Genomic DNA, 22,183 nt, shown 5'->3' on the forward strand with positions numbered 1-22,183 from the left:
CGGTTGCGGGGTGCACTACATAGTTACCGCCTGACGTCTTCTCGGATCATCCACAGTGGTTTGCGCAATTACCTGCAAACCACTGAGGATGAACACGGATGAACATCTCCCGCAGCACATTTATGCTGCCCTTTATCGCCTGGCTGCCGCTCATGGCCAGCGCGGCGACACCCCCTGCGACGCAAGACTTCGTATTGGATAACGGCCTCAAGGTTGTCGTGCGCGAGGACCACCGCTCCCCTATCGTCACCGCCCAACTCTGGATCAAGGTCGGTTCAAGCTACGAACTGCCCGGCCAGTCGGGCCTGTCCCACGCCCTCGAACACATGGTCTACAAAGGCAGCAGCAAGGCCTGCGCCGGAGAGTTCGCGGTGATACTGGATAAGCTTGGCGCCAGGCAAAACGCATTCACCGGCACTGACTTCACGGCTTTTTACCAGACCCTGCCTTCCGGTCGCACAGGCGTCGCTTTCGAAATACTGGCCGACCTGATGAGTACGGCCGAGCTGAATGAACAGGACTTCACACCGGAGCTCAAGGTCATTCAGGAGGAGCGTCGGATGCGCGTTGATGATGAAATCACCGTGTCTGCTCACGAACGACTGAACAGCATCGCCCACCCGGCCAGCGGCTACCGCACCCCGACGATCGGCTGGATGCACGATCTGCAACGCATGAACACCGTGCAATTGCAGCAGTGGTATCAGGCCTGGTATTCGCCGGACAATGCGACGCTGGTGGTCGTTGGCGATGTTGTACCTGAGCGGATCAAGGCCCTGGCACAGCAGCACTTCGGCCACCTCGAGCGGCGAGCGACATCTGTGGCGCCTGCCCCCGTCGAGCTGGCTTCTGCCGGTGAAAGGTCACTGACCCTGCACGCGCCCGTAGCGTCCCCGCGCCTGATCATGAGCTTCAACGCGCCCAGCCTGGCCACGGCACCGGATCGTCGGACCGCCCATGCCCTGCGCTTGCTCGATATGTTACTGGCCGGATCCAGTAGCGCGCGGATCAAACAGCAACTGCAACTGAGCGAGGCAATACTCACTGAGGCCCACTCAGAGTACGACGCCTTCAATCGCGGTGATTCACTGCTGACCATCACCACACAGCTCAACCCGGACAAGCTCAATGACGCTGACGAAGCCCTGGCCCGTATGTGGCAAGTGATCGAATCACTCAAGAGCAAGGCACCGGAACCGACGGAACTGGAGCGTGCGAAAAACCTCCTGATCGCTAACTCGGTTTATGCGCAGGATGATCTGGAAGGACAGGCCAACACCTTGGGCCTGCTGGAAACCATCGGCCTGGACTGGCGGCTGGCCGATCAGGATACGGATGAGCTGAACAAGGTCACTCCCCTGGATATTCAGGAGGTCGCAAAGACGTACCTGACGCGTGAGCGCCTGAGTACCGCGAAAATCTTGCCGGAGAAAAGCAATGGATAAGCTCAAAGGCCTCATCAATGGATTGATCCTGGCCGGCATGCTGTTGGGTGCTCAGGCCCCTGCCGCTGCCACCACGGCAACCCAGAAACCAGTGCTGCAATCGCTCAATGAACCACAGACTCCGGCGACCCAACGCACGCTGTCGATCAAGGGTTACAAAACGCTCAGCGGAACGAAGATCCTGTTCATCCGCACCCCTGGCCTGCCGATGTTCGATGCCCTGGTGAGCTTTGCCGCCGGCAGCGCCCACACCCCGGATCAACCCGGCCTGGCAGCGGCGACCTTCAGCCTTTTGAATGAGGGTGTGGCTGGCAAGGACGTCAATGCCATACAGGCGACGTTCAATAATCTGGGTGCAAGGATGAATATGGGTATCAGCCAGGACCGGACCTGGTTTTCCCTGCGTAGCCTGAGTGACGAATCACGGCGCACTCCAGCCCTGGAACTGTTTGCCCAGGTACTCGGCAAGCCGCTGTTGCCGGAAGAGTCCCTGCCTGCAGTAAAATCCCAATTGCAGTACTTTCTGGACCTTGAAGATCAGTCCCATGCCGTTCAAGCCCGACAAGCGAACCTCGGCCAGCTGTTTCCCGACCACGGTTATGTTCAGTCCCTCTACGGAACCCGGGCCGGGCTTGCCTCCATCACCCGCACCCAGGCGCACGACTTTCATCGCGAGGCTTATGCCGCGGGCAATGCCCGGATCACACTGGTCGGCGACCTCACCGAGGAAGAAGCCCAGCGCATCGGTGCGCAGATCTCCGCGGCCTTGCCCCTGGGACCGGCCACTGCCGCGATCCAGCCAGTGACAAGTCCCACGGCCCCAAGCGTGCTGCGCGTTGAGCGACCATCGACCCAGGCTTACCTGCGCCTTGCCCAGCCAAGTGTCCTGCGCAGCAGTCCGGACTACATCACGTTACAGATGGCCATGCGGGTTTTCACCAACCGGCTGACCAATGAACTCCGTGAACGCCGAGGCCTGACCTACCACGTCAAAGCCGACCTTTCTGCCCTTCAGGCACAAGGGTTGCTGACCATTGAACTGCAGACCCGACCAGAGCAGTCCGATGCCGTGCTGGCCCACATCAAGACAATGTTCAGCGACTTCCTCACGCAAGGGCCGACGCAACAGGAACTCGAAGACATCCAACAGCAACTGACCGGTAGCGCGCCGTTGAACAGCGCTACCAATGCGCAGATTCTGAGACAGTTGCACGCCATCAGCGCTCACAATCTGCCGCTGGACCTCGACTTTGCCACGCAAGCAGCCTTGAAGCTGAACCTGGTATCAATCAAAGCCGCACTCAACCGGCATTACCACGCCGACCAATGGCGCGTTGTCATCCTGGGGCCGAAGACAGATCAACAACCGCTGCCGGCTCCGAGCGAAAGCGCAACCAATGCCATGTGTCGCGTGCCTGGCGAGATTGTGGCAAGTTAGACAACCATGATGACGCGGTCGCGGCACTGTCGCGCCGCGTCTTCGGGCAGACTCAAGAACACTTCCACCGAGAATGACTGTGCAATCGCACCCCGCACTGGCCTCACCGCCGTCCTTTACCCCCGCCTTCGGCATCGGCAATCCGCACTTGCAAACCTTGTGGGGACCGCTGTGGCGTAAAACCGTGCACATCGGCCGCGAACGCGAACGTCTCTGGCTTGAAGACGGCGATTTTCTCGACCTCGACTGGCACGGCCCGCACAGCGCCGATGCCCCCTTGGTGCTGGTGTTGCACGGGCTCACCGGCTCGTCGAATTCGCCTTACGTGGCCGGCATGCAAAAAGCCCTGGGTGACCGAGGCTGGGCCAGCGTCGCACTGAACTGGCGCGGCTGTTCGGGCGAACCCAACCTGTTGCCGCGCAGCTACCATTCCGGCGCCAGCGAAGACCTGGCCGAAACCATCAGGCACTTGCGGGCCAAACGGCCTCTGGCGCCACTGTATGCGGTGGGTTACTCCCTCGGCGGTAATGTCCTGCTCAAGCATTTGGGCGAAACCGGCAACGACAGCGACTTGATGGGCGCCGTGGCGGTGTCGGTACCGTTCCGCCTGGACCAGTGCGCCGACCGTATCGGCCAAGGCTTCTCCAAGGTTTACCAGGCGCACTTCATGCGCGAGATGGTCGCCTACATCAAGAACAAACAGCGACAGTTCCAGCACGACGGACGCGAGGACGGCCTGGCCGCCCTGGCGGCCCTCGGCTCCCTGGAAAACATGCGCACGTTCTGGGATTTCGACGGTCGTATCACCGCGCCACTGCACGGTTTCGCCGATGCCGAGGATTACTATCGCCGAGCTTCCAGCCGCTATTTCCTTGGCGAGATTCGTACGCCGACCTTGATGATTCAGGCTGCCGACGACCCCTTCGTGTTTCCCCACAGCCTGCCGCACGTCGATGAACTGTCCGCTTGCACGCAATTCGAACTGCAAGCCAGGGGCGGGCATGTCGGCTTTGTCGACGGTACGCTCAGGCAACCGGGTTACTACCTGGAACGGCGCATCCCCGAGTGGCTGGCCGCCACAGGGCGCGCTTGAATCATGGACGCTGACCAAGGCGAGTCCATCCACTTCTGGCAAACCCCGCCTCTGGCCGGGGTCGAGCTATTGTCCGCCCGCTACATCGATCATCGTTTCGCCCCCCATGTGCATGACGGCTATGTGATCGGCATGATCATGGCCGGTGCCCAGCGTTATCGCTATCGCGGTGCCGAACACCTGGCGGGCAGCGGCACGCTGGTGCTGATCAACCCCGATGAGCTGCACACCGGTCACAAAGGCACCGAGGATGGCTGGCTTTACCGAGCGTTTTATCCGGACAGCGGGCAGATAACCTCGCTGCTGGCCGAACTCGAACTGCCGACCCACCACTTGCCGGCCTTCGGCGCCACGCTGTATCGCGACCAGGATCTGGTGAACGGTTTCTGCCAGCTTCACCACCTGCTGGAAAGCCCCGCCACCGCATTGCAGCAACAAACGGTCTGGCGCGAACTGGTGCTGTCGCTGTTGCAGCGTCATGCGGCGGTGCCCGATGTCGGTAAACCTGGCAAGGAACACCGGGCCGTGAGCCTGGCCAAGGAAATGCTGCTTGCGCAGCTGGCAGCACCGCCCTCACTGGAGGACCTGGCGGCGGCGGTCAATCTCTCGCCATTCCATTTCGCCCGGGTATTCCGCCGGGCCACCGGCATGCCGCCGCACACCTGGCTGATGCAACAGCGCATCGCCCGGGCGCGGGCGTTACTGCAAAGAGGCTGTCTGCCGCTGGAAGTCGCGATGCAACTGGGGTTTGCCGACCAGAGCCATCTGAGCCGGCAGTTCAAGCAGGTGTATGGGGTTGGACCGGGGGCGTATCGCACAGCCCGGCAGTTTCCCGGATCTTGATGACAACGAAAATCCAATGTGGGAGCGGGCTTGCTCGCGAATGCAGTGGTTCAGTCAATATCTTCTTTGACTGTCACACCGCTTTCGCGAGCAAGCCCGCTCCCACAGGTTTTAGTGGTGTTTACTCGCCGGTGGCGATGCCCCGCGCAGGCTCGTTGATCCACTCGCTCCACGACCCGGCATACAACGAACCCAGTGGATAACCGGCCAGACACAATGCAAACAGGTTGTGGCACGCCGTCACGCCGGAACCGCAGTACGCCACCAGATCATTCGGCGAACGATCGCCCAGTTTCTCGGCGAAACGCTGCTTGAGCTGATCGGCCGGCAGGAAGTGCCCGTCGCTACCCAGGTTGTCGGTAAACGCCGCACACTGGGCACCGGGAATGTGCCCGGCAATCGGATCGATCGGCTCCACTTCACCCTTGAAACGCGGCAATGCGCGGGCATCGAGCAGGGTCAGTTCCGGCCGTGCAAGGCGCTTTTGCAGCTGCTCGGCACTGATCAGCAACGCCGTGTCAGGACTGCCGGTGAAGGAACCACGGGTAATCACCGGCGCATCCAGGCTCAGCGGCAAACCGGCCGCGTGCCAGGCCTTGAGGCCGCCATCAAGGATGAATACACCGTCGCGCTTGCCCAACCACGCCAGCAACCACCAGGCCCGCGCCGCATAGGCCCCCGGACCGTCGTCATACACAACCACTTCGCTATCGGCATTGATGCCCCAGGCTTGCAGGCGCTCGATCAGTTGCGCCGGCTCGGGTAACGGATGACGCCCGGTCACGCCCTTGACCACGGCGCCACTCAGATCACGCTCAAGGTCGGCATAGCTCGAACCGGCGATGTGTCCTTCGGCATAGCTGCGCTGACCGTAATCAGGGTCTTCGAGGGCAAAACGACAATCCAGAATCACCAACCCCGGCTGGTCCTTTTTCAGATCCAGGGCTTGCGGGCTGATCAGTTGCGCAATGGGCATAGCGGGCTCCTGTGATTAAGTCGGTCTTGATCCTACTGTACTTCTTCCAGCGCCTGGGCGAGGGGCACGTAAAACTCTTCGAACAAGGCGCTGACCGCATCGCGGGCCTCATCCGTGACGAACCCGGCTTCCAGCACCAGCACCTGATACACCCCGCGTTTAATGGCCTGCTCGCTCAAGTGGCTGGAGTTCTCCCGCGTGGTGCACAGGAAGCGCACCCAGGACGTGAGGATGATCCAGGCATTGAGGGTCAGGGACTCGATCTGCACCTTGTCCATCTTCAGGATACCGGCGGCGACGAAACCTTCGTAGATCGCCGAACCCTGGATCAGGCAGCGCTGGGAGAAGCGTCGATAGCGGTCGGCCAGGTCCGGATCGCTGTCGAGCAGATGTTCAAGATCGCGATGCAGGAAGCGGTAGCGCCACATCGCCGACAGCAGCTCCTTGAGGTAGAAGCGCTTGTCTTCGACCGTGGCGGCACGGCCCTGGGGCGGGCGCAGGAAGCTGTCCACCAGGCTTTCGTACTCACTGAACAGCACGGCGATGATCGCCTGCTTGTTCGGGAAGTGGTAGTACAGGTTGCCCGGGGAAATTTCCATGTGGGCAGCAATGTGGTTGGTGCTGATGCTGCGCTCGCCCTGCTGGTTGAACAGCTCCAGGCTGTTCTGCACGATGCGCTCGCTGGTTTTGATCCGTGGGGCCATGGCTTGAGCTTTAATTCAGAGTGCGTTGACGGGCATCTTAGATCTATCCACGAGCGGATAAAACAAAGCTGTTCCAGGATGTCATTTGACTTTTTAGAGTATAGACTCTAAAAATAGCCTCATTACAATAAATCCGGAGCCGACCATGACCGCTGAAATTTCCTACCTGCAGAATCTACAGCAGCCGCTGGAGGAACTTCAGGCCCTGTTCGACGCCCAGCGTGCCGCCTACGCCGCCAACCCGATGCCACCGGCCGCGCAGCGCCAGCAATGGCTCAAGGCGCTAAAGGATTTGTTGAACAATGAACGCCAGGCCCTGATCGATGCGATCAGCCAGGACTTCAGCCATCGCAGCGCCGATGAAACCCTGCTCGCCGAACTGATGCCCAGCCTGCACGGCATCCATTACGCCAGCAAACATCTAAAGGGCTGGATGCGAGCCTCGCGACGCAAGGTGGGCGCAGCCTTCCAGCCCGCTTCGGCCAAAGTGGTTTACCAACCGCTGGGCGTGGTCGGGGTCATCGTGCCGTGGAACTACCCGCTGTACCTGGCCATCGGCCCGTTGGTCGGCGCGCTGTCGGCGGGCAATCGGGTAATGCTCAAGCTCAGTGAATCGACCCCCGCGACCGGCCTGCTGATGAAGCAACTGCTTGCGCGAATCTTCCCCGAAGACCTGGTTTGCGTGGTCCTGGGCGAGGCTGATATGGGCGTGGCGTTTTCACGCCTGCCGTTCGATCACCTGCTGTTCACCGGCGCCACCAGCATCGGCAAACATGTGATGCGCGCCGCTGCGGAAAACCTGACCCCGGTGACCCTGGAGCTGGGCGGTAAATCCCCGGCCATTGTTTCTCACGACGTGCCACTCAAGGACGCCGCCGAGCGTATCGCCTTCGGCAAGACCCTGAACGCCGGCCAGACCTGCGTGGCCCCGGACTACGTGCTGGTGCCGGAGGATCGCGTCGGAGGTTTCGTCGAAGCCTATCGCACAGCCGTCCGCGGGTTTTATCCGACGCTGGCCGACAACCCGGACTACACCGCGATCATCAATGAGCGACAACTGGCGCGCCTCAACGGTTACGTCAGCGACGCCACCAGCAAGGGTGCGCTGCTGATGCCGCTGTTCGACCAGGGCCAGGGCCGGCGCATGGGCCATAGCCTGCTGCTCAACGTCACGGACGAGATGACGGTGATGCAGGACGAAATCTTCGGGCCGCTGCTGCCGATCGTGCCGTACAAGGATCTGGACCAGGCATTTGCCTACATCAACCAGCGCCCTCGCCCACTGGCGCTGTATTACTTCGGCTACGACAAGCGTGAACAACAGCGCGTGCTGCACGAAACCCATTCCGGCGGCGTATGCCTGAACGACACACTACTGCACGTTGCCCAGGACGACATGCCGTTTGGCGGCATTGGTGCCTCGGGGATGGGCCACTATCACGGTCATGAAGGGTTCCTGACCTTCAGCAAAGCCAAGGGCGTGTTGATCAAGCAGCGGTTCAACGCCGCGAAACTGATCTACCCGCCGTACGGCAAATCCATCCAGAAGCTGATCCAGAAGCTGTTCATCCGCTAACGATAATCACAGCCGGGTAATAACAATAATGACCCCCAGCCTGTCCGATACACCCGCGCTGTCACGGCGCGGGCTGCTTAAATTCAGCCTCGGCGCCACAGCTTTCCTCGCCACCGCCGGGCTCGGAGCCAGCCTCAGCGGCTGTTCGTCGAGCGTCTCGGCGAATGGCTTCGTCACGTTACGCAGCAGCGACCTGCTGTTTTTGCGGGCGTTGATTCCGGTCATGCTCGAGGGTGCCGTGACCGCCGAACGGATGCCCGAGGCTGTCGAGGGCACACTGAAAGGCTTGGACTACAGCCTCGCCCACCTGTCGCCGGAAATGCTCAAGCTGACCCAACAACTGTTCGATGTGCTGGGCATGGCCGTGACCCGCGGGCCGCTTACCGGGATCTGGGGCAGCTGGGAAAACGCCGGTGCAAACGACATCCGAGCCTTTCTCGATCGCTGGGAAAACAGTTCGTTGAGCCTGTTGCGCATGGGCCACAGCTCCTTGCTGCAACTGGTGATGATGGCCTGGTACGGCCGCAAGGAATCGTGGGCGCATTGCGGGTATCCCGGGCCGCCCACTGTTTAAACTCTGCACAAAACCTGTGGGAGCGTGGCTTGCCCGCGATGGCGCCAGTCGCCACACCACCGCATCCAAAATAATAAAGAGAACCTGAAAGATGCCCGTACCCGATCCGTTCCGCGAAGGCATGGCCCGAGGCTGGAAAACCTACAACGGCTCGCAACTGACCCAGGACCTGACACTCGAAGCGGACGTGGCGATCATCGGCAGCGGTGCCGGCGGCGGCACCACCGCCGAAATCCTCAGCGCGGCCGGCTACAAGGTGCTGCTGATCGAAGAAGGCCCGCTCAAGACCAGCAGCGACTTCAAGATGCTCGAAGACCAGGCCTACGCCAACCTTTACCAGGAAGGCATCGGCCGCATGAGCAAGGACGGCGCGATTACCATCCTCCAGGGCCGGGCGGTAGGCGGCACCACGCTGATCAACTGGACTTCCAGTTTCCGCACCCCGGAGCCGACCCTGGAACACTGGGCCAAAGAGCACAACGTCAAGGGCCACAGCCCGGCGGAAATGGCCCCGTGGTTCGAGAAGATGGAGCAACGCCTGGGCGTCGCGCCCTGGATGGTGCCACCCAACGCCAACAACGAAGTGATCCGCAAGGGTTGCGAAGCACTGAATTACTCGTGGCACGTCATCCCGCGCAACGTTCGTGGCTGCTGGAACCTCGGATACTGCGGCATGGGCTGCCCGACCAACGCCAAGCAATCGATGATGGTCACCACCATTCCAGCGACCCTGGAAAAAGGCGGCGAACTGCTTTACCTGGCCCGCGCCGAAAAACTTAACATCAGCGGTGACAAGGTCACCGGCCTGCAATGTTCGGCGATGGATGAACGCTGCGTCGCACCGACCGGGCGCACCATCACGGTCAAGGCGCGGCATTTCGTGCTGGCCGGCGGCGGCATCAACAGCCCGGCCCTGCTGATGCGCTCCGGGGCGCCCGACCCGCACAAGCGCCTGGGTAAACGCACGTTCCTGCACCCGGTGAACATGTCCGCCGCGTTGTTCGACGAAGTGGTCAACCCCTTCTACGGCGCGCCGCAGTCGATCTATTCCGACCATTTCCAATGGCAGGACGGCACCACGGGCAAGATGTCCTACAAACTGGAAGTCCCGCCCCTGCACCCGGCGCTGGCCACGACATTGCTCGGTGGTTTCGGTCAGGAAAACTCGCAGCACATGGCCAATCTGGCCCATACCCACGCCATGCTGGCGTTGCTGCGGGACGGTTTTCACCCGGACAGCCCCGGTGGCAGCGTCGAATTGCGCAGCGATGACACGCCGGTGCTGGACTACCAGCTATCACCCTACGCCTGGGATGGATTGCGCCGGGCGTTCCATACCATGGCTGAGATCCAGTTTGCCGGTGGCGCCAAGGCCGTCATGCCGATGCACGCCGACGCACGCTATGTGAAGACCCTCGCCGAAGCGCGCACGCTGATCGACGGCCTGAGCCTGGAGTTGTATCGCACACGCCTGGGCAGCGCCCATGTGATGGGCGGTTGCGCCATGGGCGAAGACCCGACAATCGCAGTGACCGACAGCCTCGGCCGGCATCATCAACTGGGCAATCTGTCGATTCACGACGGCTCGCTGTTCCCCACCAGCATTGGCGCCAATCCGCAGATGTCGGTCTACGGACTGACGGCGCAACTGGCGACTTCCCTGGCCGAACGTTTAAAAAACCCGTGAAAATGACGATTATTCCTATCGTCTATAGTGCTTTCTTACCCAACAGGCGACTTGGCCGACCGGGAAGGCTGCGATACCATCCGACTCCCCAACGGATTCCCGCCAGGACGACGCGATGAACCGAGTGTTGTACCCAGGTACCTTCGACCCTATTACCAAGGGCCATGGCGATCTGGTCGAACGCGCCTCGCGCCTGTTCGATCATGTGATCATCGCCGTCGCCGCGAGCCCGAAGAAAAACCCCTTGTTTCCTCTGGAACAACGGGTAGAACTGGCGCGCGAGGTCACTAAACATCTGCCGAACGTTGAAGTCGTCGGCTTTTCGACGCTGTTGGCACACTTCGCCAAAGAGAAGAACGCCAATGTGTTCCTGCGTGGTTTGCGTGCGGTGTCGGACTTCGAATACGAATTCCAGCTGGCCAACATGAACCGCCAGTTGGCGCCGGATGTGGAAAGCCTGTTCCTGACCCCGTCCGAGCGTTATTCGTTCATTTCCTCGACGCTGGTCCGTGAAATCGCAGCCCTGGGCGGCGATATCACCAAGTTCGTGCACCCTGTGGTGGCGGACGCACTGACCGAACGCTTCAAGAAGTAGGAGCGAGCCTGCTCGCGATGGACGTTAACGGTGACGCGAATAACCGGATAGGCCGCGCCGCTAGACGGTTTTTCGCGAGCAAGCTCGCTCCTACAGCGCCAATGCGGCACAATTGTGTGCATTGGTTTATTGCGCCCGGGCTTGCCGCCCCGGCTGGAGTTAGCATGTCCCTGATCATCACCGACGATTGCATCAACTGCGACGTCTGCGAACCCGAGTGCCCGAACGCCGCCATTTCCCAAGGCGAAGAGATCTACGTGATCGATCCGAACCTGTGCACACAATGTGTCGGCCACTACGACGAACCGCAGTGCCAGCAGGTCTGCCCGGTGGATTGCATTCCACTGGACGAAGCCCATCCGGAGACTGAAGAACAGTTGATGGAGAAGTACCGGAAGATTACCGGTAAGACTTGATCAGCTCTGGCAGCGCGGACAAAAAACGCTGGCGCGCTGCCCGAGTTTCACTTCCCGCAGCCCCGTGCCACAGACCTTGCAGTGCTCACCGCCACGGCCGTACACGAACAGTTCCTGCTGGAAATAACCAGGCTGGCCGTCACCGCCGATAAAGTCCCGCAGTGTGGTACCGCCGCGCTCGATGGCGGCCGCCAGGATGCGCTTGATCTCGATGGCCAGCTTCAAGTAACGCGCACGGGAAATGCTCTTGGCTTCGCGGCGCGGATCGATCCCGGCGGCGAACAACGCTTCGGTCGCGTAGATATTGCCGACGCCCACCACCACCGCGTTATCCATGATGAACGGCTTGACCGCCATCGAACGGCTACGGGACTGCTGGAACAGGCGCTCGCCGTCGAACAGGTCGGTCAGCGGCTCAGGCCCCAGACGAATCAGCAATTCGTGATTGAGCGGATCGAGGCTCCAGAGCATTGCGCCGAAGCGCCGCGGGTCGGTGTAACGCAGGGCCAGGCCCGATTCCAGTTCGATGTCCACATGCTCATGCTTGGCCGCCGGCAGCCCGGCTTCCACCAGACGCAAATTGCCTGACATGCCCAAATGACTGATCAAGGTGCCGACTTCGGCATTGATCAGCAGGTACTTGGCACGCCGCTCCACCAGCACGATGCGCTGCCCGGACAACCGTACATCGAGGTCCTCGGGAATTGGCCAGCGCAAGCGACGCTCACGCACGATCACCCGGCTGACCCGCTGGCCTTCCAGGTATGGCGCGATACCGCGACGGGTGGTTTCGACTTCTGGCAATTCAGGCATGGTGCTCTCGGCTCAGGCGCATGGCCTGGAAGGTTCCGACACTCAGCGATGAGTGCCGAGGTCGCGGATCGTCTGCTTGAGGGTCTCGAAGTCGTAGTCCGAGAGACCGACATAATCGAGCACCAACGCCGCGATGCTGTTCCACTCGTGATCTTCGGTCTGGTTGCCCAGTACACGGTAGGAAGCACAAATATGCTCGGCCATCTTCAGGATCGCCAGCAGGTTCTTCAGCGAACTGTTGCGCGACGACTCATCGCTGAAGATCGCCAGGGCATTATGGTGATTGGCGATCGCAGCACTCACATGTTCCGGCAGGCGCCACGACTTGGCGGTGAAATACCCGACCACCGAGTGATTGGTATTGAACACCTGGTTCTCCGTGTCGACCACCCGGCATTCAGCACTGGCGTTGGCATAGGCCTGCTCCAGAACGCCCATGTAGTCGGGGAAACGCTGGAGCATCAAGGGCACGCCGCAGTCGTGGAACAAGCCTAGGGCATACGCTTCGTCACCATTTTCGACGCCGATGCGCTTGGCCAGGGTCAGGCAAGTCATGGCCACGTCCTGGGCGGTGTCCCAGAAACGGTTCAGGGTGACAATGGTGTCGTCATTCATCTCGCCCTTGATCGACTGCGCATTGATCAGGTTGATGACCGAGCGGCTGCCCAACAGATTCACCGCACGCTGGATCGAAGCGATCTTGTTACTCAGGCCGTAATACGGCGAATTGACGATCTTCAGCAGCGAACCGGAAAGACCCGGATCCTGGGAGATCAGTTTGGCAATGACTTCCAGATCCGGGTCGGGCATGTACTGCTCCATCTGCAAATCCACCATGATTTGCGGCTGGGCCGGCACGCTGATGCCCTGCAGGGCTTGTTGGATCTGTTCGGAGGTCAGCTCTTGGGACATTTGTGCACACTCTGGGTCAGACAGTGATTCTAACCTTTATGAAGTTGGATCCGACATACCAAATCGCAAGACAACCCTCGCCACATGTCCACTTGCAGGCCAATCCGGGGTCCCAACACGCTATACTCCCGCTCTTTTTTCCGGAGCGACGACATGTCCCTGCCTAGCCTGCGCCTCAAAGCCAACGCCGACCGTCGTCTGCGCAACGGTCACTTGTGGGTATACAGCAACGAAATCGATGTAGCCGCGACGCCTTTGCACGGTTTCAAGGCCGGCGACCAGGCGATCCTCGAAGCCGCCGGCGGCAAGCCGCTGGGCATCGTTGCCATGAGCCCGAACAACCTGATCTGCGCCCGCCTGCTGTCGCGCGACATCAAGTTGCCGCTGGACAAATCGCTGCTGGTGCACCGCCTGAACGTGGCCCAGTCCCTGCGCGATCGTCTGTTCGACAAGCCGTTCTATCGCCTGGTCTACGGCGACTCCGACCTGCTGCCAGGCCTGGTGGTCGACCGTTTCGGCGACATCCTGGTGGTGCAGATCGCCTCGGCGACCATGGAAGCCCATAAAGACGACGTGATTGCAGCGCTGACCCAAGTGCTCAAGCCAAGCGGCATCCTGTTCAAGAACGACTCCGCTGCCCGTGACGCCGAAGGCCTCACCCGCTACGTCGAAACCGTATTCGGCCTGGTGCCGGAGTGGGTCGCGCTGGAGGAGAACGGCGTGAAATTCGAAGCACCAGTCATCCAGGGCCAGAAAACCGGCTGGTTCTACGACCACCGCATGAACCGCGCACGCCTGGCGCCGTATGCCAAGGGCAAACGCGTACTGGACCTGTACAGCTACATCGGCGGCTGGGGCGTGCAGGCTGCCGCATTCGGCGCCAGTGAAGTGTTCTGCGTCGACGCCTCGGCCTTCGCCCTTGATGGTGTCGAGCGCAACGCTGCGCTGAACGGCTTCGCCGAGAAAATGACCTGCATCGAAGGCGACGTGTTCGAAGCCCTCAAAGAGCTGAAAGCCAGCGAAGAACGCTTCGACGTGATCGTGGCCGACCCGCCGGCGTTCATCAAACGCAAGAAAGACATGAAGAACGGCGAAGGCGCCTACCGCCGCCTGAACGAGCAAGCCATGCGCCTGCTCACCAAGGACGGCATCCTGGTCAGCGCATCGTGCTCGATGCACCTGCCGGAAGACGACCTGCAGAACATCCTGCTGACCAGCGCTCGCCACCTGGACCGCAATATCCAGATCTTGGAACGTGGCGGTCAGGGTCCGGATCATCCAGTGCATCCGGCGATTGCCGAAACTCGTTATATCAAGAGCATCACCTGCCGGTTGCTGCCTAACAGCTAAAACCGCACACCAGTGTAGGAGCGAGCTTGCTCGCGATGGTCGTCAACGATAACGCTGGCAGCCTGACGCCCCACGGCGCTCTCAGGCTCATCGCGAGCAAGCTCGCTCCTACAGAGGTTTCCGGCATCAGAACAGGAGGCCTCCTACAACGCATTTGATTGAACTCCCTGCGTCCCAGACTAGTATCGGTTTCTGGTTTCAAGCATGAAAGCTTGATCACTCCGGAAAACAAAAACAATGTCTGAGTCCTCTTACCCAGCTCTAAGTGGCGACCTGAAACGCCAACGAGTCTCCCGCTTTATTCTGATTACCAACATCTCGCTAATCAGTTTTTTCCCGCTGAACATCCTCCTGCCTTCTTTTCCTGCCTTGGCCGCGAAGTTCGACAGTTCAACCGCTGACATCGCCCTTTCCATCAGCCTGTTCACGCTTGTTTTTGCGTTTTCTCAATTAATAACCGGCCCGCTTTCAGATAAATGGGGGCGCAAGGAAGTTCTTCTTGGTTGCATCGTTGTTTCTACCCTCGGCTCGATAGGCTGCGCGCTGGCGACGGACTTCCCAAGCTTCCTGGCGTTTCGAGCAGTCCAAGCCATCGGGTGTGGTTTTTTTGTGCTGGGTCATGCACTGGTGGAGGATTTGTTCGATGAACAGGACAGGGCCCGGGTGCGCATTTATTACATGACGCTAAGCGGTTCCTTTGTTGCACTGGCACCGCTGTTAGGCTCTTGGCTACAAACCACTTTCGATTGGCAGGGCAGTTTTTATGGTTTTGCGCTCATGGCGCTCGGCATGCTGATCCATGCCCAACTGATACTGCCTTCCAAGGCAGCCTTCCCAGAAAAAACACCCGTTTCAGTCATCCGTACACTGAAATCCATCGCTGGAAATCGAGACTTCATCCGCTATTGGTGGATAGCCGCGTTAGTGTTCGCTTGTTATTTCGCGTTAATCAGCGTGACACCGCTGATTTTCATGGATGAGTTGAAACTGTCCGAGTACCAGTACGCGTGGGTACTTATGGTGTATGGGGTCGCCTATTTCCTGGGTGGAGTCGTTGCTACCACCGTGCAGAAACATATCTCCCTATCTGTGCAAATCAACATCGGCCTCGGATTACTGGGTGCCGCTGGCCTGTTGTTGATGTTAATCATCCGTTATGAGGCGATGACAACCATCACCCTGCTCATACCGATGGTGATCAGTGCTCTGGCGGTCACCCTGGTACGGCCTGCCGCCATTTCCGCAGCCATGTTGCTGTTCTCAAACAGCGCAGGGACGGCAGCATCCGCAGGCAACAGCATCATGTTCATTACTGCCGCCGTCAGCAGCGCCGCCCTCGCACAAACAGGGGACAACTTGCTGATGACCATTGCTGTCAGCTACATCGCTTTCAGCTTCTGGGGGTTACTGACAAATGCCAGGATCGGACGCTGACTGTAGGAGCGAGCTTGCTCGCGAAGAACGTATAGACACCGCGGATAACCAGACACACCCGCGTTATCGTTGACGTTTTTCGCGAGCAAGCTCGCTCCTACAAGGGTGCCGACATATCCAGATCCACTGTCATCACGACATCCTTTCCTGCTGCGTCTAACGTTTCTCTTCCAGTCATCGAAGAAGACAACGGAATGTCCAATGCCCAACACGCCCATCGTTTGCGTACCGGCCGCTGCTCGGAAACCGGCCGGATTTATTTGCTCACAGCTGTCACCCACCAGCGACAACCCATCTTCAAGGACTGGCATATGGGTCGAATAGTGGTAAGCGAATTCAGGAAGGCATCTGAGGACGGCCAAGCCTCCTCTATTGCCTGGGTGGTCATGCCGGATCACTTTCACTGGGTGGTCGAGTTGCATAACGGTGATTTACCGAAACTGATGCAAGCCACCAAGTCTCGAAGCGCCCGCACTATCAACAAGGCGAGAGGCTGTCACGAGACGCTGTGGCAAAAAGGTTATTTTGACCGGGCGTTGCGTCGCGAGGACGATCTGAAAGCGATGGCCCGATACATCGTTGCCAACCCATTGCGAGCAGGGCTAGTCGACCATATCGGCAAATATCCGCTATGGGACGCCATCTGGCTCTGAAACGCAGCCAACTGTAGGAGCGAGCTCGCTCGCGATGGTCGTAAACGATAACGCGCTCATTCTGGATGAACACGTTGCCCTCTGGTTCATCGCGAGCAAGCTCGCTCCTACAGATATTCACTCCATGTGAAGTTCCGCAGGCTTGCCCACACGTCCAGTGAACGCTCTCTCCCCGCTTACGGCCATTCCCTCCAGCCGCCAGCCGTGTAGAATCGCGAACATTCATCGCCAGTCATCCCCGGCGGGTTTATGAGCTCAAGCTGAAGCGCGCGGCGATCCCGCAAAGTTATCGGCAACTTCCGGACACGCGGCCATTTCTGAGTGTTCCAGACGTCAATAGAAGCTCACTTCCCTTTTGATACCTGATTAGCCGCCCGGAGTGCTTCATGCCTGATTACCGCTCGAAAACATCCACCCACGGCCGCAATATGGCCGGTGCCCGCGCACTGTGGCGCGCCACGGGGATGAAAGATGACGACTTCAAGAAGCCGATCATCGCCATTGCCAACTCGTTCACCCAGTTCGTACCGGGCCACGTGCACCTCAAGGACCTGGGCCAACTGGTCGCCCGCGAGATTGAACGCGCTGGCGGCGTGGCGAAGGAATTCAACACCATCGCTGTCGATGACGGCATCGCCATGGGCCACGACGGCATGCTCTATTCGCTGCCGAGCCGCGAGATCATTGCCGACTCCGTCGAGTACATGGTCAATGCCCACTGCGCCGACGCGATCGTCTGCATTTCCAACTGCGACAAGATCACCCCTGGCATGCTGATGGCGTCCCTGCGCCTGAACATCCCGGTGATCTTCGTCTCCGGCGGCCCGATGGAAGCCGGCAAGACCAAACTCGCCTCCCACGGCCTCGACCTGGTCGACGCCATGGTGATCGCCGCCGACTCCAGCGCTTCTGACGAGAAAGTCGCCGAGTACGAGCGTAGCGCCTGCCCGACCTGCGGTTCGTGCTCCGGCATGTTCACCGCCAACTCGATGAACTGCCTGGTCGAAGCCCTGGGCCTGGCATTGCCGGGCAACGGTTCGACCCTGGCCACCCACAGCGACCGCGAGCAGCTGTTCCTGCAGGCCGGCCGCACCATCGTCGAGCTGTGCAAGCGTTACTACGGCGAGAACGACGAGTCGGTATTGCCGCGCAACATCGCCAACTTCCAGGCGTTCGAAAACGCCATGACCCTGGACATCGCCATGGGCGGGTCCACCAACACCATCCTGCACTTGCTGGCCGCTGCCCAGGAAGCCGAGATCGATTTCGACCTGCGCGACATCGACCGTCTGTCCCGTCACGTGCCGCAACTGTGCAAGGTCGCGCCGAACATCCAGAAGTACCACATGGAAGACGTGCACCGCGCCGGCGGGATCTTCAGCATCCTCGGCTCGCTGGCCCGTGGCGGCTTGCTGCACACCCAGTTGCCGACCGTGCACAGCCGCAGCATGGAAGAAGCCATCGCCAAGTGGGACATCACCCAGACCACCGACGAAGCCGTGCACCACTTCTTCAAGGCCGGTCCTGCAGGCATCCCGACGCAAACCGCGTTCAGCCAGTCGACCCGTTGGGAAACCCTGGACGACGACCGTGAAAACGGCTGCATCCGCAGTGTCGAGCACGCGTACTCGCAAGAAGGCGGCCTGGCCGTTCTCTACGGCAACATCGCCCTGGACGGCTGCGTGGTGAAAACCGCTGGCGTCGACGAGTCGATCCACGTGTTCGAAGGCAATGCGAAGATCTTCGAAAGCCAGGACAGCGCCGTGCGCGGCATCCTTGCTGACGAAGTGAAAGAAGGCGACATCGTCATCATTCGCTACGAAGGCCCGAAAGGCGGCCCGGGCATGCAGGAAATGCTCTACCCGACTTCGTACCTGAAATCCAAAGGCCTGGGCAAAGCCTGCGCCCTGCTCACCGACGGCCGTTTCTCCGGCGGCACTTCCGGTCTGTCCATCGGCCACGCTTCGCCTGAAGCGGCTGCCGGCGGTGCGATCGGCCTGGTGCAGGACGGCGACAAAGTGCTGATCGACATTCCGAACCGCTCGATCAACCTGTTGGTCAGCGACGAAGAACTGGCCGCGCGCCGGGTCGAGCAGGACAAGAAAGGCTGGAAACCGGTGGAAGTGCGTCCACGCAAAGTGACCACCGCGTTGAAAGCCTACGCCCTGCTGGCCACCAGTGCCGACAAGGGTGCCGTGCGTAACAAGGCGATGCTTGACGGGCTGTAAGCGTTAACCATCGACATAAAAATGCCCCGCCAAGTGCGGGGCATTTTTGTTTACGCCGATCCACTGTAGGAGCGAGCTTGCTCGCGATGGCGGCGCCGCGGTCTTACTGGATGTCTTCCGGCTTGACGATCACCCAGTTCTTGTCAGCCGTCACCGTCAATCCTTCCTTGGCCTGGGCCGCAGCGTTCTTGGCCATCATGCCGTTAATCTGGGTCATGTACTTGTCCTTGCGATTGACCCACAGGTGGATGCCGCCCTTGGCCACGTCAACACTGTGGAACAGCATGTAACCGTCACTGGTCGGGGTATCGCCGCCAACCAGCACCGGTTTTTTCCATTCATCGATGTAGGTCAGGATGGCCGCCTGCTTGCCGGCCATCCAGGTTGCCGGGGTCCACAAGTACGGGGTCAGTTCGAGGCCGAGGTTGGCCTTCTCGTCATACTTGCCGGCAGTGATCTGCTTGCGCGCGGTGGTCAACTCGCCAGTCTTCGGGTCCTTGAGCAGCAGCGACACGCCGATCACGTTCTGCGGTTTGACGTTGTAGCCGTACTTCGGATCGGCCGCGACCATGCGCACCAGTTCTTCGGAGGCGGCGGTCATCACGTAGACTTCGATGCCGTTCTCCATCAGCTTGTTGTACAGCTCTTGCTGGCCGGTGAAGATTTTCGGCGGGTTGACGTCGAGCTTCTTGACCACGTCGCCTTCGTAATACGTGGCCGGGACAGGCTTGCCGGACGCCATCATTTCGTCGACGTAGCCCTTGAGTTCCTTGAGCGTAAAGCCGGAGAACACCTGGGCGACCCATGGGTAGCAAACCATGTCGTCGACTTCGCAGAGGCGGTAGTAGTAGCTGAACAGGCTTTCCTTGTGGTCGGCGGTGTCCTTGAACGGCATCAGCTTCAGGGAGGGGTCGAGCTTGTCGCGGGTGATCAGGCCCTTGTTCTCCATGAACGGCAGCAACGACTCTTCAAGGTCGTAGCGGTAACTGGTGTTGTCCATGTCGAACACCGCGTAGTTACCTTTGTTGGCGTTGGCCGCGATCATCGCGTCCAGTGCCTTGGCCTGATCGGCCGGCCAGTGCTTCAAATCCGTTGCGAGAACCTGGCCGGCGAGGCCGAGGCAAATGGCTGCAGCCAGTAATTTCGGTGCGAACTTCATTAGCGTTTCTCCCTGAATGTGAAAGACATCGACGCTAACAAATAAGTGTGACAGTCCTCGTCTGTCAGCGACCGCGCACGTCCCTTTCGCGCCAGTTGCATTTCTGACAGCGACACCCGCTTATTCCAAAAACGACGGACACCATGCGTTTTCGTTATTAATTCATTAGTTTTCAAACTGTTAGGCTTGCCGGTTCGCAGCTGCCCCGGAAGGTGGCTGGCACAAGTCACTTTCGGAGTTCTCATGAATCTGCCGCTGATTCTCAATCTGCTGGTGTTCCTCGCCCTGCTCCTTGGCCTGGCGCAAACCCGCCACACGACATGGAGCCTGGCGAAAAAAGTCTTGCTCGCACTGGTGCTGGGCGTGGCGTTCGGCGTGGCCTTGCACACCGTTTACGGTGCCGGCAATCCGGTACTCAAAGCCTCGATCGGTTGGTTCGATCTGGTAGGCAACGGTTATGTGCAGCTTCTGCAAATGATCGTGATCCCGCTGGTGTTCGCCTCGATCCTCAGCGCCGTGGCCCGCCTGCACAATGCCTCTTCGCTGGGCAAGATCAGTTTCCTGACCATCGGCACGCTGCTGTTCACCACAGCCATTGCGGCGCTGATCGGCATCGGCCTGACCAACCTGTTCGGTCTGACCGCCGAAGGCCTGGTGGCCGGCACCCAGGAAATGGCTCGCCTGCAAACCATCCAGACCGACTACGCCGGCAAGGTCGCCGACCTGAATGTGCCGCAGCTGTTGCTGTCGTTCATTCCGCAAAACCCGTTTGCCGACCTGGCGCGGGCCAAGCCGACCTCGATCATCAGCGTGGTGATTTTCGCGGCGTTCCTGGGTGTCGCGGCCCTGCAATTGCTCAAGGATGATGCCGAGAAAGGTCAGAAAGTGATCAACGCCATCGACACCCTGCAAGCCTGGGTGATGCGCCTGGTGCGCCTGGTGATGAAGCTGACCCCGTACGGCGTGCTGGCGCTGATGACCAAAGTGGTCGCCGGTTCCAACCTGCAAGACATCATCAAGCTCGGCAGTTTTGTCGTGGTGTCCTACATCGGCCTGGGCCTGATGTTCGTAGTGCATGGTGTGCTGGTGTCGGCGGCGGGGATCAATCCGCTGCGTTTCTTCCGCAAGATCTGGCCGGTGCTGACCTTTGCCTTCACCAGCCGCTCCAGCGCGGCGACGATTCCGTTGAGCATCGAAGCGCAGACCAGCCGCCTGGGCATTCCGCAGTCCATCGCCAGTTTCGCCGCTTCGTTTGGCGCAACCATTGGCCAGAACGGTTGTGCCGGCCTGTACCCGGCGATGTTGGCGGTGATGGTGGCGCCGACTGTGGGCATCAATCCGCTGGACCCGCTGTGGATCGCGACACTGGTGGCGATTGTCACGCTGAGTTCGGCCGGCGTGGCCGGGGTTGGCGGCGGTGCGACGTTTGCGGCGTTGATCGTGCTACCGGCGATGGGCTTGCCGGTTTCGCTGGTGGCGTTGCTGATTTCGGTCGAGCCGCTGATTGATATGGGGCGTACAGCGTTGAACGTCAGTGGGTCGATGACGGCGGGGGCGATTACCAGTCAGGTGATGCAGCAGACTGATAAGGCGCTGTTGGCTGCGGATGATCATTCGGCGTTGGCGCACGCTTAAGTAGCGCCTGACAGACCGCTATCGCGAGCAGGCTCGCTCCTACATTGGATCTGTGATCGATACAAATCCCCTGTAGGAGCGAGCCTGCTCGCGATGCTTTTAGGCTTTTTCCCAGACTTCGAAGTTGTACGCCGGTTTGTCGCCTTCGGCCGGGTTCGGCACATTCGACACCAGTTTCCACTGGTTCAATTCAAACTCCGGAAACCACGCATCCCCTTCCGGGCTCAGCGCCACGCGGGTCAGGTACAAGCGATCGGCCTGCGCCAGCCCTTGCGCATACAACTGCGCACCACCAATCAGCATCAACTCATCAACGCCCTGTTCCTTCGCCCATGCTTCGGCGCGAACGACGGCGGCTTCCAGCGACGGATAAACCTCCGCGCCTTCGAGCAGCAGATCCGCCTGACGGCTGACCACGATGTTCAAGCGCCCCGGCAGCGGACGACCGAGGGAGTCCCAGGTCTTGCGCCCCATGATGATCGGCTTGCCGAGGGTGGTGGCCTTGAAGTATTTGAAGTCCCCCGGCAAGTGCCAGGGCATGCTGTTGTCGACGCCGATCACACGGTTTTCACCGAGGGCTGCGATCAGGCTGAGGGGGAGTGATTTAGTCATGCCGGCGAGGATACCAGAGCCGCGCTTTCGCCGATAAGCG

20 protein-coding genes are annotated in these 22,183 nt (G+C 60.1%); 14 read left to right on the top strand and 6 right to left on the bottom strand.

The window, feature by feature from the left end:
* Nucleotides 1-98 precede the first annotated feature (98 nt).
* The 4 genes from AC3IX1_RS27035 to AC3IX1_RS27050 all read left to right on the top strand — a co-directional run bounded on the left by AC3IX1_RS27035 (nt 99) and on the right by AC3IX1_RS27050 (nt 4,819).
* Complete coding sequence (locus AC3IX1_RS27035) at nt 99-1,445, top strand: M16 family metallopeptidase (RefSeq protein WP_489386440.1); 1,347 nt, start codon at nt 99-101, stop codon at nt 1,443-1,445.
* Nucleotides 1,438-2,883: a M16 family metallopeptidase gene (locus AC3IX1_RS27040; protein ID WP_489386441.1), complete on the top strand. Its 1,446-nt coding sequence runs from the start codon at nt 1,438-1,440 to the stop codon at nt 2,881-2,883. Before AC3IX1_RS27035 ends, AC3IX1_RS27040 begins: the two co-directional genes overlap by 8 nt.
* A gap of 73 nt (nt 2,884-2,956) precedes the next feature.
* On the top strand, nt 2,957-3,976 hold the full coding sequence (locus AC3IX1_RS27045; protein WP_489386442.1) for a hydrolase: 1,020 nt from the start codon (nt 2,957-2,959) through the stop codon (nt 3,974-3,976).
* Between the two features lie 3 nt (nt 3,977-3,979).
* On the top strand, nt 3,980-4,819 hold the full coding sequence (locus AC3IX1_RS27050; protein ID WP_489386443.1) for a helix-turn-helix transcriptional regulator: 840 nt from the start codon (nt 3,980-3,982) through the stop codon (nt 4,817-4,819).
* 121 nt (nt 4,820-4,940) lie between these two features.
* Here the strand turns inward: AC3IX1_RS27050 and AC3IX1_RS27055 are convergent, their stop codons facing one another.
* Nucleotides 4,941-5,795: a sulfurtransferase gene (locus AC3IX1_RS27055; RefSeq protein ID WP_489386444.1), complete on the bottom strand. Its 855-nt coding sequence runs from the start codon at nt 5,793-5,795 to the stop codon at nt 4,941-4,943.
* A gap of 32 nt (nt 5,796-5,827) precedes the next feature.
* Entirely contained in the window at nt 5,828-6,499 is a 672-nt protein-coding gene (locus tag AC3IX1_RS27060) for a TetR/AcrR family transcriptional regulator (protein WP_008048320.1), read from the bottom strand.
* Between the two features lie 145 nt (nt 6,500-6,644).
* On the opposite strand from AC3IX1_RS27060, the gene AC3IX1_RS27065 reads away from it, so the two are divergent.
* From AC3IX1_RS27065 to AC3IX1_RS27085, 5 genes are all read left to right on the top strand, one after another.
* Entirely contained in the window at nt 6,645-8,075 is a 1,431-nt protein-coding gene (locus AC3IX1_RS27065; RefSeq protein ID WP_489386445.1) for a coniferyl aldehyde dehydrogenase, read from the top strand.
* A 28-nt stretch (nt 8,076-8,103) separates the two neighbouring features.
* Nucleotides 8,104-8,649, top strand: a complete 546-nt coding sequence (locus tag AC3IX1_RS27070; protein ID WP_489386446.1) for a twin-arginine translocation pathway signal protein — start codon at nt 8,104-8,106, stop codon at nt 8,647-8,649.
* A gap of 91 nt (nt 8,650-8,740) precedes the next feature.
* Nucleotides 8,741-10,336: a GMC family oxidoreductase gene (locus AC3IX1_RS27075; protein WP_489386447.1), complete on the top strand. Its 1,596-nt coding sequence runs from the start codon at nt 8,741-8,743 to the stop codon at nt 10,334-10,336.
* Between the two features lie 115 nt (nt 10,337-10,451).
* Complete coding sequence (gene coaD, locus AC3IX1_RS27080) at nt 10,452-10,931, top strand: pantetheine-phosphate adenylyltransferase (protein ID WP_046039203.1); 480 nt, start codon at nt 10,452-10,454, stop codon at nt 10,929-10,931.
* A 164-nt stretch (nt 10,932-11,095) separates the two neighbouring features.
* Nucleotides 11,096-11,347 carry a YfhL family 4Fe-4S dicluster ferredoxin gene (locus AC3IX1_RS27085; protein WP_252884975.1) on the top strand — a complete coding sequence of 84 codons (252 nt, stop codon included), beginning with the start codon at nt 11,096-11,098 and terminating at the stop codon, nt 11,345-11,347.
* Here AC3IX1_RS27085 and mutM read toward each other — a convergent pair whose 3' ends face one another.
* Both mutM and AC3IX1_RS27095 read right to left on the bottom strand, forming a co-directional pair.
* A complete protein-coding gene (mutM, locus tag AC3IX1_RS27090) occupies nt 11,348-12,160 on the bottom strand; it encodes a bifunctional DNA-formamidopyrimidine glycosylase/DNA-(apurinic or apyrimidinic site) lyase (protein WP_046039201.1) in 813 nt (270 codons plus the stop codon).
* A 42-nt stretch (nt 12,161-12,202) separates the two neighbouring features.
* Entirely contained in the window at nt 12,203-13,018 is an 816-nt protein-coding gene (locus AC3IX1_RS27095) for an HDOD domain-containing protein (protein WP_489388794.1), read from the bottom strand.
* 207 nt (nt 13,019-13,225) lie between these two features.
* Here AC3IX1_RS27095 and AC3IX1_RS27100 point away from each other — a divergent pair, with 207 nt between their 5' ends.
* From AC3IX1_RS27100 to ilvD, 4 genes are all read left to right on the top strand, one after another.
* A complete protein-coding gene (locus AC3IX1_RS27100; RefSeq protein ID WP_489386448.1) occupies nt 13,226-14,422 on the top strand; it encodes a class I SAM-dependent rRNA methyltransferase in 1,197 nt (398 codons plus the stop codon).
* Nucleotides 14,423-14,659: 237 nt separating this feature from the next.
* The gene (locus tag AC3IX1_RS27105) at nt 14,660-15,856 is read left to right on the top strand and encodes an MFS transporter (RefSeq protein ID WP_489386449.1); all 1,197 of its coding nucleotides are present in this window, start codon (nt 14,660-14,662) and stop codon (nt 15,854-15,856) included.
* 194 nt (nt 15,857-16,050) lie between these two features.
* Entirely contained in the window at nt 16,051-16,509 is a 459-nt protein-coding gene (locus AC3IX1_RS27110; RefSeq protein ID WP_489386450.1) for an REP-associated tyrosine transposase, read from the top strand.
* A 386-nt stretch (nt 16,510-16,895) separates the two neighbouring features.
* Nucleotides 16,896-18,737 (top strand): dihydroxy-acid dehydratase, encoded by a 1,842-nt coding sequence (ilvD, locus tag AC3IX1_RS27115; RefSeq protein WP_056726462.1) that lies wholly within the window; start codon nt 16,896-16,898, stop codon nt 18,735-18,737.
* Nucleotides 18,738-18,840: 103 nt separating this feature from the next.
* Here ilvD and AC3IX1_RS27120 read toward each other — a convergent pair whose 3' ends face one another.
* Nucleotides 18,841-19,896 (bottom strand): HAD family hydrolase, encoded by a 1,056-nt coding sequence (locus AC3IX1_RS27120; protein ID WP_489386451.1) that lies wholly within the window; start codon nt 19,894-19,896, stop codon nt 18,841-18,843.
* Between the two features lie 243 nt (nt 19,897-20,139).
* On the opposite strand from AC3IX1_RS27120, the gene AC3IX1_RS27125 reads away from it, so the two are divergent.
* Nucleotides 20,140-21,531 carry an L-cystine transporter gene (locus tag AC3IX1_RS27125; protein WP_489386452.1) on the top strand — a complete coding sequence of 464 codons (1,392 nt, stop codon included), beginning with the start codon at nt 20,140-20,142 and terminating at the stop codon, nt 21,529-21,531.
* Between the two features lie 99 nt (nt 21,532-21,630).
* On the opposite strand, the gene AC3IX1_RS27130 is transcribed toward AC3IX1_RS27125, so the two are convergent.
* A complete protein-coding gene (locus AC3IX1_RS27130) occupies nt 21,631-22,143 on the bottom strand; it encodes a dihydrofolate reductase (protein WP_489386453.1) in 513 nt (170 codons plus the stop codon).
* Between the last annotated feature and the right edge of the window lie 40 nt (nt 22,144-22,183).

This window comes from Pseudomonas sp. KH_046_2 (genome assembly GCF_057838985.1).